This is a genomic window from Salinibacterium sp. PAMC 21357, from assembly GCF_000247645.1.
GTDB lineage: Bacteria > Actinomycetota > Actinomycetes > Actinomycetales > Microbacteriaceae > Rhodoglobus.
This window is the reverse complement of sequence record NZ_AHWA01000004.1, coordinates 186,587-200,494: the sequence shown is the minus strand read 5'-3', so window position 1 is coordinate 200,494 and position 13,908 is coordinate 186,587. Positions and strand designations below refer to the sequence as shown.

At 60.4% G+C, this 13,908-nt stretch carries 15 protein-coding genes and 1 tRNA gene; 9 read left to right on the top strand and 7 right to left on the bottom strand.

Features of this window, described 5'->3' with window-relative positions; all coding sequences use genetic code 11:
- Positions 1 to 18 precede the first annotated feature (18 nt).
- Positions 19 to 735 (top strand): Pr6Pr family membrane protein, encoded by a 717-nt coding sequence (locus ON14_RS04245; RefSeq protein ID WP_010203396.1) that lies wholly within the window; start codon positions 19 to 21, stop codon positions 733 to 735.
- Here the strand turns inward: ON14_RS04245 and ON14_RS04240 are convergent.
- From ON14_RS04240 to ON14_RS04230, 3 genes are all read right to left on the bottom strand, one after another.
- Positions 732 to 1,520, bottom strand: a complete 789-nt coding sequence (locus tag ON14_RS04240; RefSeq protein WP_010203393.1) for a HesA/MoeB/ThiF family protein — start codon at positions 1,518 to 1,520, stop codon at positions 732 to 734. The two genes, ON14_RS04245 and ON14_RS04240, sit on opposite strands and share 4 nt — an antisense overlap.
- A 94-nt stretch (positions 1,521 to 1,614) precedes the next feature.
- Positions 1,615 to 2,229, bottom strand: a complete 615-nt coding sequence (locus ON14_RS04235) for an META domain-containing protein (protein ID WP_202800905.1) — start codon at positions 2,227 to 2,229, stop codon at positions 1,615 to 1,617.
- A 75-nt stretch (positions 2,230 to 2,304) separates the two neighbouring features.
- Positions 2,305 to 2,697 carry a DoxX family protein gene (locus ON14_RS04230; protein ID WP_010203390.1) on the bottom strand — a complete coding sequence of 131 codons (393 nt, stop codon included), beginning with the start codon at positions 2,695 to 2,697 and terminating at the stop codon, positions 2,305 to 2,307.
- A 132-nt stretch (positions 2,698 to 2,829) separates the two neighbouring features.
- Between ON14_RS04230 and serA the strand changes: the two genes are divergently transcribed.
- Entirely contained in the window at positions 2,830 to 4,422 is a 1,593-nt protein-coding gene (serA, locus tag ON14_RS04225) for a phosphoglycerate dehydrogenase (RefSeq protein ID WP_010203389.1), read from the top strand.
- A 91-nt stretch (positions 4,423 to 4,513) separates the two neighbouring features.
- Here the strand turns inward: serA and ON14_RS04220 are convergent, their stop codons facing one another.
- Positions 4,514 to 4,768 (bottom strand): DUF6458 family protein, encoded by a 255-nt coding sequence (locus ON14_RS04220; protein WP_010203388.1) that lies wholly within the window; start codon positions 4,766 to 4,768, stop codon positions 4,514 to 4,516.
- A gap of 133 nt (positions 4,769 to 4,901) precedes the next feature.
- Between ON14_RS04220 and ON14_RS04215 the strand changes: the two genes are divergently transcribed.
- The 5 genes from ON14_RS04215 to ON14_RS04195 all read left to right on the top strand — a co-directional run bounded on the left by ON14_RS04215 (position 4,902) and on the right by ON14_RS04195 (position 10,378).
- Positions 4,902 to 5,948, top strand: coding sequence for a 3-isopropylmalate dehydrogenase (locus tag ON14_RS04215; RefSeq protein WP_010203387.1), 1,047 nt, complete (start codon positions 4,902 to 4,904; stop codon positions 5,946 to 5,948).
- A gap of 39 nt (positions 5,949 to 5,987) precedes the next feature.
- Positions 5,988 to 7,094, top strand: a complete 1,107-nt coding sequence (locus ON14_RS04210; protein WP_010203385.1) for a branched-chain amino acid aminotransferase — start codon at positions 5,988 to 5,990, stop codon at positions 7,092 to 7,094.
- The gene (locus ON14_RS04205) at positions 7,091 to 7,861 is read left to right on the top strand and encodes a fumarylacetoacetate hydrolase family protein (protein ID WP_010203384.1); all 771 of its coding nucleotides are present in this window, start codon (positions 7,091 to 7,093) and stop codon (positions 7,859 to 7,861) included. The genes ON14_RS04210 and ON14_RS04205 overlap by 4 nt, the downstream gene beginning before the upstream one ends.
- Before the next feature lie 76 nt (positions 7,862 to 7,937).
- Positions 7,938 to 9,428, top strand: a complete 1,491-nt coding sequence (gene gltX, locus ON14_RS04200) for a glutamate--tRNA ligase (protein ID WP_443208536.1) — start codon at positions 7,938 to 7,940, stop codon at positions 9,426 to 9,428.
- Positions 9,425 to 10,378, top strand: coding sequence for an NAD(P)/FAD-dependent oxidoreductase (locus ON14_RS04195; protein WP_010203382.1), 954 nt, complete (start codon positions 9,425 to 9,427; stop codon positions 10,376 to 10,378). The genes gltX and ON14_RS04195 overlap by 4 nt, the downstream gene beginning before the upstream one ends.
- A gap of 3 nt (positions 10,379 to 10,381) precedes the next feature.
- Here ON14_RS04195 and ON14_RS04190 read toward each other — a convergent pair whose 3' ends face one another.
- Together ON14_RS04190 and ON14_RS04185 are read right to left on the bottom strand one after the other, a co-directional pair.
- Positions 10,382 to 10,864 carry a hypothetical protein gene (locus tag ON14_RS04190; protein WP_010203381.1) on the bottom strand — a complete coding sequence of 161 codons (483 nt, stop codon included), beginning with the start codon at positions 10,862 to 10,864 and terminating at the stop codon, positions 10,382 to 10,384.
- Positions 10,861 to 11,412 carry a PadR family transcriptional regulator gene (locus tag ON14_RS04185; protein WP_010203380.1) on the bottom strand — a complete coding sequence of 184 codons (552 nt, stop codon included), beginning with the start codon at positions 11,410 to 11,412 and terminating at the stop codon, positions 10,861 to 10,863. The genes ON14_RS04190 and ON14_RS04185 overlap by 4 nt, the downstream gene beginning before the upstream one ends.
- A 102-nt stretch (positions 11,413 to 11,514) precedes the next feature.
- Between ON14_RS04185 and ON14_RS04180 the strand changes: the two genes are divergently transcribed.
- Positions 11,515 to 11,586, top strand: a tRNA-Gln gene (locus tag ON14_RS04180).
- Between the two features lie 218 nt (positions 11,587 to 11,804).
- Complete coding sequence (locus tag ON14_RS04175) at positions 11,805 to 12,419, top strand: hypothetical protein (protein WP_141629945.1); 615 nt, start codon at positions 11,805 to 11,807, stop codon at positions 12,417 to 12,419.
- 194 nt (positions 12,420 to 12,613) lie between these two features.
- Here ON14_RS04175 and ON14_RS04170 read toward each other — a convergent pair whose 3' ends face one another.
- Complete coding sequence (locus ON14_RS04170; RefSeq protein ID WP_010203378.1) at positions 12,614 to 13,612, bottom strand: hypothetical protein; 999 nt, start codon at positions 13,610 to 13,612, stop codon at positions 12,614 to 12,616.
- Positions 13,613 to 13,908: the final 296 nt, after the last annotated feature.

The window sequence follows — 13,908 nt, the reverse complement described above, 5'->3', positions numbered from 1 at the left end:
GCAGACTAGTCTGTCGGAGTGACAACGAACGCGCAGCGCAACTCCCCAACATTTCCCGAGCCCGACATGGCCTCTGGCACCCCCGCCGCATCCCGCATTGTTGGGCTGCTGCGACTGGTCGTCGCAGCGCTCGTGCTCGCGAGTATCACTACGCAAGTGGTTGACGAATCGATTCACAACGACTTCGTGGCTAAGGAATACTTCAGTTATTTCACGATTCAGTCGAGCCTGATCAACGTCGTGATTCTTGCGCTGAGCGGGCTGGTGGTGTGGCGCCGCGAACGCGAGTCGACCCTGCTCGGTGTGTTCCGCGCATCCGTGGTGTCGTATGCGGTGGTCACTGCTGTTGTGTATAACGTGCTGCTGCGCGGGCTGCCAGACGAGGGCTACATTGGCATTCAGTGGCCCAACGAAATCATTCACGTGTGGGCGCCGCTGTTCTTGTTTGTGGACTGGATGCTGTCACCCTCGCGACCAGTGTTACGGCTGCGCGACGTGCGTATTGTGATCATCTACCCGGTCGCGTGGTTGGCATTCACGCTCGTGCGCGGAACGATTGACGGCTGGTTCCCCTACCCCTTCCTGCAGCCCAACGGACCAGACGGATGGGGCGGAGTCATCGTCTACGTGCTCGGCATTGCCGCGTTCATCATCGCAATCGCGCTAGGACTCATCGCGGTCAGTCGAGCGCGGTGGGCAAACACCGATCGACTGTGGGCATCACGCCGCAACTAGCAGGTTGGCCACTCGTCGGTAGCGACATAACCGCACAGTGCCCGATAGTCCGACAATTGCGTGATCGGTATCGCGTCAGCGGCACGTTCATAGCGTTCCTCTGAGAACTCACCCGTGAACGCGTTGTAGTGCGTTGAGCGGTTAATGAGAGGAGAACCCACCTGTGCGGCAATCTTGATCGCCTCGCTTGTCACGATTGAGGCAATCACACTGACCGCCCCCGGAAATATGCCGTGCACAGCATTCATATCCACCGCTGCTAGTTCGGGCGGTGCCGGATATAGGTCACGAAAGCCAGCGCCGCGGGCCGGCCACGACACTCCGGCTTGCGCTCCAAACTCACACGCCCACCCCCACACCAGCGGGATGCCAGAAATCTCCGCAGCGTCAGCAGACAAATAGTGGGTCGGGTAGTTGTCGCTGCCATCCACCACAAGGTCATAGTCGGCGAAGAGCGCCAGGGCGTTCTCGGGCGTGAGCTTCTGATCAATCGCCACAATTTGAGTGGCGGGGCTGAGATCTGCCACCCGCTCGATTGCCGAAATCACCTTCTTGTGCCCGACATCCAAGAGCCGGTGCATGTGTTGGCGATGCAAATTGGAGAGCTCAACGCGGTCGTCATCAATGACCCCAACGGTGCCAACGCCGGCAGCAGCGAGTGACGGAATGACCGTGCTTCCGACGCCACCCGCGCCAATAACGAGCACGCGTGAGCGCGCCAAATTCTTTTGCGCCGTCTCGCCAAAGTGGGTTAGCGCGAGTTGGCGGCTAAACCGCTGATCCATAATTTGATTGTTCCACCGCCACCCTGAAAGCAGCCCTGAAAATCACTCCGGCGCACCACTCTGCCCGTGAACTGGGGGTTCTGGGAGCGTGCACTCATTGCTCCGGAAGTGAATTCTGGGGCAAAAAGTTCATAACTACCCCGTCGCCTTGCAGCACGAGACTGCCGCCAGTAGGAATAGCCGCAGTCACGGTACTGAGGGCGGTGAAGTAGCGCGAGTCAAAATCCATGAGCGTCGACTCGCACGCACGCTTTGTCGACGCAACGCTGCCGATGCTGAGCTCACTCGCTTGGCCAGCGAAAGAAGCGGTGTAGCTGTTGCACGCCGATTGCCCCGACAGACTGTTGCCCGAGATCGTCAGAGTGATTGTGCTGTCAGCACCCCGATCACCGGTAGTTATTCCACCGGCGCTATCGGTGCCGTCCGCGAAAGTCCAGGTGCCATCGATGCCTTCGATCGGGATGGGGTCACCGGGCGTTTCTTCGACGCCCGAGCCGGGGCCGCTGTCGATCGGGGGCTCATCAGAATCAGGATCGGATGCGGCGCCCGCGCACGCAGTGAGGGCAAGTAGCCCGCCAGCAAAGATCGAGACCAGCTTCACAAGTCTGGGCGCGCGAAACGCGGAGAGAGGTGTTGGCCTCCCGCCGGCCGTCAGCGTGGGCGTTGTTCTCGTGAACATTGTTCTCGTAGACATAGTTTTTCTAGACATCGTTTCCTCCTACCTAAATAGACGACGAGGGCTGCCGTTTCGTTGGGTGCTGGCGCCCAATATAGATTCTGCGTTCTAGATCGCGGCGAGGAGGCAGAGCAGAATCAGCAGCAGCTGCGCGAAGTACCGCGGCCAAAACGGGGTTGCTGCTTTGCCGAAGCGTTTCGGATTCTCGGCAGCGTAAGCATTGGCCGGAAACACAGCGATCAGAAAGAGAACAAGCGCTATCCCCGTAATAAACCGGGTGGGTTCCCACAACAAACCAAGACCTCCAGCAACTTCGCAGAGTCCCGTAATGGTGACGAGAGCGCCGGGGGAGGGTAGCCAGTTTTGGCGCAAAACGGGCGGGATCATGGCCCGCATCGTGCGGGCGGGCGCGGCCACAAAGTGGCTGACGCCCATGCCGATGAACGCGAGCGCGAGGGCGATACGCAACACCCACTGGGCGATTTCGACGGCATCCATCATGGGTCTATCGTCGCACTGAGGAGTCACATGGCAACGGCGGCTTCCCGTCGCCGCTAAAGTTGCTGTAGTTGTGTACTCAAGCAGCCTTCGTTGTGTTAGCGCGAAGTCCCCGCGAATTGAAGGACCAGATCTGTGGCTAAGCCGATCGTTGTGATCGCCGAAGAACTTTCCCCCGCAACAGTTGACGCCCTCGGGCCCGACTTTGAGATTCGAAATGTGGATGGCACTGACCGCGCCGCATTGAAGTCTGCGCTCGCCGATGCGCAGGCCGTTCTCATCCGTTCAGCAACCAACATGGATGCCGAAGCTCTTGCCGCCGCGCCGTACCTCAAGGTAATCGCGCGTGCCGGTGTTGGGCTCGACAATGTGGACATCAAGGCGGCTACTGCTGCTGGTGTCATGGTGGTGAACGCCCCCACCTCGAACATCATCTCGGCTGCAGAGCTGACCGTTGGGCACATCGTGAGCCTTGCGCGTCACATCCCTGCTGCGTCTAACGCTTTGGCGCAGGGGCAGTGGAAGCGCTCGCAGTACTCGGGCACTGAACTGTTCGAGAAGACGATCGGCATCATTGGCCTCGGCCGTATTGGTGGTCTCATCACGGAGCGCATGCAGGCCTTCGGCACGAGCATCATCGCTTACGACCCCTACGTCACGGCCGCTCGTGCACAGCAGATGGGCGTCACGCTTGTCTCGCTCGATGAGCTGCTTGAGCGTTCAGACTTCATCACGATCCACATGCCGAAGACGCCGGAAACGACCGGCATGATTTCGACTGAGCAGTTTGCTCGCATGAAGTCGAGTGCCTACATCGTCAACGTTGCCCGTGGTGGCCTCATCGACGAAGACGCGCTCTACACGGCGCTCAAGTCGCGCCGCATTGCCGGTGCCGGTCTCGATGTGTTTGTGAGCGAGCCGCCAACAGGGTCGCCCCTTCTTGCCCTCGACAATGTCATTGCCACCCCGCACCTCGGTGCGTCGACTGCTGAAGCGCAAGAGAAGGCTGGCGTTTCGGTAGCCAAGTCGGTTCGACTTGCCCTCAGCGGCGAGCTCGTGCCAGACGCAGTGAACGTGGCTGGTGGCGTTATCGACCAGAGCGTGCGCCCCGGCATCCCGCTCATGGAGAAGCTTGGCCAGGTCTTCTCTGGTCTGTCTGACAGCCCCCTCACAAGTGTTGATATTGAGGTTCGCGGCGAGATCGTTGAATTCGATGTCAACGTGTTGAAGCTTGCTGCCCTCAAGGGCATCTTTACCAACGTTGTGTCGGAGACGGTCAGCTACGTCAACGCGCCGGTGCTCGCTGACCAGCGTGGCCTCACTGTTCGTTTGATTACGGATGCTGTGAGTCCCGAATACCGCAACCTTCTGACGATCCGCGGCTCGCTTGCTGACGGTTCGCAGGTTTCCGTTTCGGGAACTCTGGTCGGAAACAAGCAGCTCGAGAAGATCGTGGAGATCAACGGTTACGACATCGAGGTTCCGCTAGCTGACCACCTCATCGTGATGATGTACGAAGACCGCACCGGAATCGTTGCCGTGTTCGGCAAGGAGTTCGGCGACGCCAACATCAACATCGCGGGCATGCAGATCGCGCGTGAAAGTGAAGGCGGCAACGCCCTCTCCGTGCTCACGGTCGACTCGCAGGCCTCCGCTGAGGTTCTGGCGACTGTCGCCGAGCGCATTGACGCGCGCTACGTGCACGCGATCGACATCGTCGACGCTTAGCAATTTCGTTCGCACCTTCGTGGTGCGAGCAACACAGAAGGCGCGCCCCGAGTGAATCGGGACGCGCCTTCTGTGTTGGTGCGTGTGGTCGTTAGATCATTTCGTCAGGGGTTGTGGTCGTGCGACGTTCGCTGACGGAGTTATTGACTCCGTCGTTGTTGTGCACGGTAGTGACTGAGGTGCGCTTACGCATCATCAACACAAGGCCGATGATGAATACAACAACTCCGGCGATCATCAAGATGTATCCGATGAGGTCGAAGTTCACTCCTGCCACTTGAATATCGAGCGCGAACGTAAGAATCGCGCCGATAACAACTAATACAATTCCGGTTCCAATACTCATGCGACCAATTATTAGCGAATTCCGTACAGGGCGCAATCAGTAAACTCACAGAAATCAGAGATTGGTTCATTCTGGCGTCAATGCGCTCTCTGCTCTGCGGCCGACACTGGGTGCGCAGCGGTACTGTATTTACATGCCTTCTCAGATCAAGCTTGCAGTCATTCCCGGTGATGGTATTGGGCCCGAAGTTGTGGCCGAGGCCCTCAAGGTTCTGAAAGCAACGGGTGTCGACGTCGCCCCCACCGAGTTCCCCTTCGGAGCCAGCCACTACCTCGAGTCGGGAACCATTCTCGAAGACTCCGACATTGATGAGCTCGCGAAGCACGACGCGATCCTGCTCGGAGCTGTTGGCGGAGACCCGCGCGATCCTCGCCTCACGGGAGGCATCATCGAACGTGGGCTGCTGCTCAAGCTGCGTTTTGCGCTCGATCACCACGTGAACCTGCGCCCCACCACGATCTTCCCCGGTGTCACGTCGCCGCTGGCCAATCCGGGCGCCGTCGACTTTGTCGTTGTGCGGGAGGGCACCGAGGGCCCCTACGTCGGCAATGGTGGGCGCATCCGTGTCGGCACTCCGCACGAGATCGCCACCGAAGTCTCGATCAACACGGCGTTCGGAGTCGAGCGCGTTGTTCGGTTCGCTTTTGCTCATGCAATGGGGCGAGACCGCAAGAAGGTCACCCTCGTGCACAAGACCAACGTGCTCGTGCACGCGGGCGGTTTGTGGCAGACGACGGTCGACCGGGTGGCGGCAGAGTTCCCCGAGGTTGAAGTCGATTACATGCACGTGGATGCGGCGACGATTTACCTCGTCACAAATCCGAGTAGATTTGACGTTATTGTCACCGACAACCTTTTCGGTGACATCCTTACAGACCTCGCAGCGGCCATCAGCGGCGGCATCGGTTTGGCCGCCTCCGGCAACTTGAACCCCAGCGGGGAATTCCCGTCAATGTTTGAGCCGGTTCACGGATCAGCGCCCGACATTGCGGGCAAACAACTCGCTGATCCCACGGCGGCAATCCTGTCGATTGCACTGCTGCTCTCACAGTCCGGTCACACGGATGCCGCGGCCAAGGTCACGGCGGCCGTGCAGGCCGACCTCAGCGCCCGTGGCGACACCGCACGGTCCACGTCTGAAATCGGCAGTGCAATTGCCGACGCTGTAGCGCAGAATTAACCCACCGCCATTATGGCTGTACGTCACTAAGGACATCGCATGAAGAATCTTTTGGCTGATCGCCCCCTGTCGTTCCTCGTGAAGAAGAACCAGGAACCCCGCTCTGTTGAGGAGCGCGACGCGATTCTGGAGAACCCCGGTTTTGGTGTGCACTTCACCGACCACATGGTCGACATCTGTTGGTCGGAGCAGGGCGGTTGGCACCGTCCCCGCGTGCAGCCGTACGGGCCGATTGCGCTCGACCCTGCCGCTGCTGTGCTCCACTACGCCCAAGAAGTCTTCGAGGGTCTGAAGGCGTTCCGTCACGAAGACGGTTCGATCTGGTGCTTCCGCCCCGAAGCCAACGGCGCTCGGATGCAGCGCTCGGCGGCCCGTATGGCGCTGCCCGAACTGCCGGTGAATGAGTTTGTGAACTCGCTCAAGCAGCTCGTCGCCGTCGACGGCGACTGGGTGCCGAGCGCTCCCGAAACCAGCCTCTACCTGCGCCCCTTCATGTTCGCGAAAGAGGCATTCCTTGGAGTGCGCGCAGCGAAGAAGGTCAACTACTACGTCATCGCGAGCCCCGCTGGTGCCTACTTCACCGGTGGCGTTGCCCCAGTCTCAATCTGGGTGTCCACGCACTACACGCGTGCCGGCAAGGGTGGAACTGGCGCGGCAAAGACGGGCGGCAATTACGCCTCGTCTCTCGTGGCGCAGCAGGAAGCATCCGCTCAGGGCTGTGCCCAGGTGCTGTTCTTGGATGCCGAAGAGGGCAAATACATCGAAGAGCTGGGTGGCATGAACGTGGTTCTCGTCAAGAAAGACGGAACCCTCGTTACCCCGCAGTCGGAGTCGATTCTTGAGGGCATCACGCGCGACTCCGTTCTGCAGCTTGCGGAAGACCGCGGCCACACGGTCGAGCGTCGCCGTGTCACTCTCGACGAGTGGCGTGAGGGTGTGGAGTCTGGCGACATCACTGAGGTGTTCGCGTGCGGCACCGCAGCAGTGATCACCCCGATTGCTCTGCTCAAGGGTGACGGCTTTGAAATTGGGTCGGCGGATGCTCCCGCTGGCGAACTGACGATGTCGCTGCGCGAAGAGCTCACCGACATCCAGTATGGCCGTCGCGAAGACACGCACGGCTGGATGACGAGGCTTGACGCATGAAGGTAGCTCGTTTCAGCGCCGGCGCCGGAGCCCGCTACGGAATCATCGACGGCGACGAGATTGTCGTGCTCACGGGTGACCCGATGTTCAATGGTTTTGAGCCCACCGAGGAGCGCTTGCCGCTGTCGGAAATCAAGCTGTTGGCACCGGTCATCCCGCGCTCGAAGGTTGTGGCGTTTGGTCGCAACTATGCCGAGCATGCCAAGGAGCTCGGCAACGAAGTTCCGGATGCTCCCATGATGTTCATCAAGCCCAACACTTCGGTGGTGGGCCCCGGCGACGCCATCATGCTGCCGCCGCAGAGTGAAGAGATCGCGTTTGAGGGCGAGCTTGCCGTGATCATCGGCAGCATCGCCAAAAACGTCGCGTTAGAAGATGCTGACAGTGTGATCTTTGGTTACACGATTGCTAACGACGTCACTGCTCGCGACCTTCAGAAGAAGGACGGCCAGTGGTCTCGCGCGAAAGGCTTCGACACGTTCTGCCCCCTCGGGCCCGTGATCGAGACCGAATATGTGGTGGGCTCGCAGAGCATCCGCACGACGGTGAATGGTGACCTCAAGCAAGACGGAACCGTTGACCAGATGATTCATTCGGTGGCGGCGCAAGTCGCGTATGCGTCGGCGGCGTTCACGCTGTTGCCGGGCGATCTGATTCTCACCGGCACGCCGGCGGGTGTTGGCCCTCTCGTGAATGGCGACACTGTCGAGATCACCATCGAGGGCATCGGCACCCTGAGCAATCCGGTGCGCCGCGCGTCGAAGTAGAAAGCTAACCGGGGTGCGCAGGGGCTGCTTTCGGTAGCCTCTGCCACACCGGCTTGTCTCGCATAGAATGGGGGCAATGTCTGCGCCATTTTCTACTGCAACCGCTTCCGACGTTCGCGTTCGGTTTTGTCCGTCACCTACCGGTACGCCCCACGTTGGGCTGATCCGTACTGCCCTGTTTAACTGGGCGTATGCGCGCCACATGGGCGGCAAGATGGTGTTCCGTATTGAAGATACGGATGCTGCTCGCGATAGCGAAGAGAGCTACCTGCAGCTTCTCGACGCGATGAGCTGGTTGGGGCTCAATTGGGACGAAGGTGTGGAGACCGGTGGCCCGCACGCGCCGTACCGTCAGTCGCAGCGCACCGACATTTACCTTGAGGTCATCGAGAAGCTGAAGGCTTCCGGTCACCTCTACGAGTCGTTTGCCACGGGTGAAGAGATCGAGGCCCGCAACGTGGCCAACGGTCGCGACCCCAAGCAGGGCTACGACAACTTCGAGCGCGACCTCACTGCTGAGCAGATCGCGGCGTACAAAGAAGAGGGTCGCCTGCCGGCGCTGCGGTTGCGCGTTCCGGACTCCGACTTGAGCTTTGACGACCTGGTGCGCGGCGACATCACGTTCCCCGCTGGTTCGTTCTCTGACTTCGTGGTGGTGCGCCCGAACGGTGCTCCGCTGTACACGTTCGTGAACCCGGTGGATGACGCGCTCATGGGCATCACGCACGTGCTGCGCGGTGAAGACCTGCTCTCGAGCACTCCGCGCCAGATCGCCCTCTACACGGCGCTCATCGAGATTGGCCTCACGGATGCCATCCCGCGCTTCGGTCACCTCCCTTACGTGATGGGCGAGGGCAACAAGAAGCTCTCCAAGCGTGACCCGGAGGCGAGCCTCTTCCACCACCGTGACCGCGGGTTCATCCCTGAGGGTCTCCTCAACTACCTGTCGCTTCTAGGGTGGTCGCTTGCGCCCGACCGCGACGTGTTTTCGGCCGAAGAGATGATTGCGGCGTTCGACGTGGAGAATGTCACGCCGAGCCCGGCCCGTTTCGATGTGAAGAAGGCGGAGTCGCTGAATGGCGACCACATCCGTCTGCTCTCGGCAGAAGAGTTTGCGGGCCGTCTGGTGCCGTACCTCGTGGCTGCTGACGTGATTTCGGCGGAGCCGACGGAGGCTGAGCTGGCGACTCTGACATCTGCCGCACCGCTCGTGCAGGAGCGCATGCAGTTGCTGGGCGATGCGCCGGCGCTGTTGCAGTTCTTGTTCACTCCGGATGCTGAACTCACCGTTGATGCCGATGCCATGCCGAAGGCCGAAGGCCCCGAAGTTTTGGATGCATCCATTGCGGTGCTCACGGATCTTGACGCGTGGACGCACGATGCAATCGAAGCGGCCCTGCGCGCCGAACTTATTGACGTGAAAGAAATGAAGCCGCGTCTCGCGTTTGGTCCGTTGCGCAGTGCGATCGCTGGTCGCCGCATCAGCCCGCCGCTGTTCGAGTCGATGGAGCTGCTGGGCAAAGAGTCCACGCTGGTTCGCCTGAAGGCGTTGCGCGCCCAACTATGAGTGAGCTGTTCGACTGGGATGTTGTCATTGTCGGCGGCGGACCGGCCGGACTCAGCGCTGCCCTGAACTTGGCTCGGGCGCGTCGACGCACTCTCGTGCTCGACAGCAATCGCCCCCGCAACTCGGCGACGTTCCACTCTCACGGCTTTTTGAGTCGCGATGGTATTTCTCCTCTCGAGCTTCGCAAGATGGGGCGGGAGGAGCTTGAGCAGTATCCGAACGTTTCGTTCGAGCGCACGATTGTGGAGGGTATTGAGCCGCTCGGTGCTGTTGGCGGGCCGGCTGCCGCTGATGCTGCCGGCGGCGCCTCGGCGACCGTTGGCGCGGGCTTCACCGTGACGCATCGCGGGGGAGGGGTCACGACCCGTACCGTGCTGATCGCGACAGGGTTGCGCGAAGTGCTGCCGAAGTTGCCGCTGCTGCGCGCGTTCTATGGCACGAGCATCCACTCGTGCATGGAATGTGACGGCTACGAATATGCGGATAAACCCATTGCACTTATTGGGCACACGGATGACCTGGCCGAGCGAGCGCTGCTGCTCTCGCAGTGGAGCCGCGATCTGATTGTCTTCACGCAGGGCGTCGGGCACGTGAGTGAGACTGACGAGGCGATGCTCGCTAAGCGCGGCATCCGAGTGGATCGTCGTGAAGTGGCGGATGTCGCGGGCGACCGTGACGGCCTCACCGGAGTTGTTCTCGCCGACGGCGAAACTATTGCGCGCGAGGCCGCGTTTGTGCGCCCCGACTATGAAACCGCACTCGACTATGCAGCAGGACTGCAGCTCGCGCTCGACCCGGAGGGCCTCATCGTCGTGGACGCTGCCGGCCGTACGAGCACGGCGGGAGCCTATGCGATTGGTGATGCCACCCCGCCCGGCCCCCAGCAGCTCATCGTGGCCGCGGGCGACGGCGCTGAGGTTGCCGCGGTCATCAACCGCGACTTGCTCTAGGAATTACTTAGCAGCGCGATTCCGCGTCTTCAGCATGGTGACGAGGCACGCGGCGAACATCACCGCGGTGATGGGGGCCCAGACGGCTCGTTCGACGGCGCTCGGCGTGATGAGGTTCAGGATGAAGCCCACGCCCGCATAGGCGGTGGTGAACCACGCGAGCACCGTAATGAGTCGCCGTGGGGCGAGCCTGAGAGGGCCGCGTTCGGTGCGGGCGAGGATCGCTGCCGCCATCACAAGAACGAGGGCGGTAGAGACGCCGGCAAAGATGCGACTCTGGGTGGGGAGCGTGCCTTTGTTCGCCCCGCCTTGCGTGTATTCGCCGAGGGGTGCTCCCATAACGACAGCGAGTTGAAAGAGCGCGACGAGCGTGAAGAGCACGGCCGCGATGGTGGCGCCGACCCGCGGGGCGCGGGGGATGGGAGGCGATGCTGCGGGGCGCGGGGGCGGGAAGGCAGACTGCGCTCGTGCGACCTTGTCGTTCACTGGGCGGACTCCTTGGGATTGGTGAGTTGGGAGCGAAGTTCATCGAGCCACGTGATCTCGGCGTGCGCGTGGGCTCGTCCCGATTCGAGCGTTGCGTATTGCAGCTGAGTGGCGAGAGCTTTTTTCGAGAGTTTCGGGGGTGCGCTCGCGGCGAGAGAATCGAGGGTGGTGAGGAGTTCGATGGCAGCGGAGCGGCGTTGGTCGAGCAGTGCGATAACGCCCGCTGTGCCGAGCGAGGCGGCGAAGAACAGCCGCAGGAGAAAAGGTTCGCGGGAGGTGTCGGGTTCGAGCGGTGAGGCCAGCCAGGTCGCCAATGCCGCTCGCCCCGGTTCGAGGATCGAGTAGAGGCGGCGGTCGGGGCGAGACGCCTGCTCGACGGTGGTGCTGTCAACGAGTCCGTCGGCCTCGGCGCGGTGGAGGGTGCGGTAGAGCTGTGATTGATCTGCGGGCCAAAAGTGTGCGGCGGTGGTCGAGAACGCCTTGCCGAGTTCGTAGCCCGTCATCGGCTGAATCGCGGCGAAACCGAGCACGGCATGGAGTAGTGACATGCCCCGAATATAGGACAAGTCCTATATGGCGTCAAGGGGTGAACCACAACCCTCTCAAGATGCGCTAAAGTAGTAAATCGGTTCGGCTACGGCTGAACGCTGTGGGGTATGGTGTAATTGGCAACACGGAAGATTCTGATTCTTTTGTTCTTGGTTCGAGTCCAGGTACCCCAGCAAAACATCTAGGGAGCAACTCCCGCTCAGCCCGGCTCACGCCGGGCTTTTTTCCCCGCCTGAGAGAGCTTTGCTGAGTACCACGGTAGAGTGCGACGACGAGTCGTGGAGGGTTTGGATAATCGATGGGGCCACTTCACGTTCCTACGGCTGATAGTTCGATTGACCTGTGGGACACCCTAGCCGCGCCAATTGTAGTTGGTGTCCTACTGTGGCTCGTGACTGAGATTGTCCGTTATATTTTGGTGCGTCGTCGAGAGTGGATAGCTCGTCGACGCAGAATTGTTTCTGGGCTATCGCGTGCTGGGGTTCTGATCGCGAATGCCGTCCGTGACGGTCTCTATGACGAGGCATGGGTTGATAATTCCATGAAACCGCTAAATGGATATCGCGAACGGTATGACGATCTAACAGTGGAAACTTTGGACTTATTCGTTCCAGGGGAAGAAGGCGTTGCGTTCTGGGCAGCAGTCGAGTTCTACGGTGCATTCCGAGATCCAATAGCTCGGCTCGCGGTGGAGAAAACGCCCCGCGCCGGACGCCCAGACGGAATCCCGATTGTTGGACTCTCAAGTGGGCTTTACCTGTTGCCGCGCACTGAGATGCTTTTAGACTGGTCGATTGGTAGGGCGGTCGGTCCTCGTTACGTAGACCTATTTTCCGACGGAGATCACGCGCGCCACAACACCGTCATCCCCAATAGCGATGTGAATGTGGACTTATTGCGTCCGCCTGTCTGGCTCGATTCGACGGAGTACTGGACGGTTCCGAAGAAACGGCCCTGGCATCGACCTCAGGTGATTACCGGGCAGGGCGAGCTTCACGGGATGTAGGTCGACGCGAGCTGGGCCGCCGTGGGGCGACGGATGTCCTGCGTGCCAAATCTTAGAGGATCCGTGGGCTCAGGCCGCTTCCCTAGAGTTCGGGAGCGCGACACCCGACTGAACAGGATCTGCGCTAACAAAATAGCCCTTGGAAGCGACGCGGCCTCGCAAGATGATGAGGACATCATTGGCTGGCCGCGTGCTCAGCTGCCGCCAATCTCACCTTCGAGTTTTCGCGCCAGGTAGGTCGCTCGCCGAAGGACTTGCGTCGTCATCCCTCGAGATCGAAGCATTACGTGCTCGCGTTGGCGGGCGATGTGCGACCTAACTACTGGCCATACATCCTCGTGCAGGGCATTCATATCGACGCTGTCGCCACTGACATTCACGCCGTGTGCGTTCTCGACGGTGACAACAGTGTTGGTGCTGACTAACGCGTCGACAAGTCCGGAATCATCGGTGACGAAGACGATTGGCAATTTCCAAGGCCCATGGAACAGGGGCTGAGCCAATAGCGAAGGAATCCGGGTATACATAAGATCCCAAGTTGCGCCCCAAGCATAATCACGGGGGTCGCCTGATTTGTCAGTTTTGAGAAGACGCCGAGCACGACCAGGGTGCTCGCCCGTTCCGGCAAGAAGCAGAAACCCGATCCAAGCTTCACGGCTTGCTGAGACGCCTAACTCGTGTTCCAGCCAGAACCGAAACTCGTCAATGCGCTCGACGCGCGAAAATAGTTTCTTTCGGTCTATCGCGACAGCTTTTAGGAGTACCGCGTAGGACACCATGAACCAAGAGCGAAGCGCCTCAGCCATGAACGGTGTCCCGTCCGGCTCTGACTCGATTACCAAACCACTGCTCTCACCGCCATCGAGCAGATGAAGAAGGTAGTCAGGTGCGCGAGATAGGTAGACCGATGCGATGTCAGTGCGCTGGTTATATCGGTTGACATCGGACACTGTTCGGACGCGTCGCGTTTCGGGTTCTGCGGCGCCGAATGCACTTAGAATATCCGCGCCGGGAGGTATATCGTTCACGAGGCCACGCAGACGTTCCATCTCGGCGGCGTCTAAGTTCAGCGAATTGAACGCCAACTGCCTGCGGTGAATGTTGGCGATGCGCGCACTAATATTCCAGTCGAGCATTACCGTTCCGGCGGATGCTAGTGAACCCGCGGGAAGCTCGAGGTATGCCTTACGCATTATTGTCGCTTGGGAACCAGTGCGCGCTCGGATTTCCTCGGGCGCGGGGCCGCGAATCGTCCGGCCGGAAGGGCTCGAGTGCCTGACTTGGGACGCCGACCAGCAGTCCAGTCGCGCTAGTCCGCCATTTCTCGTGAAATTCACTCATGACCCAATTCAATCAGCTGCGGCACACCAAGAGCGCCGGGTATCGGAAGGGCGAGCGAGTCCGCACACTATGGCCAATTGGCCAACGCAAAAGGCGGCAAATCTGCCTCATTTTTTGTGACTACATAATGCTAAGCCAGCACGTTTCC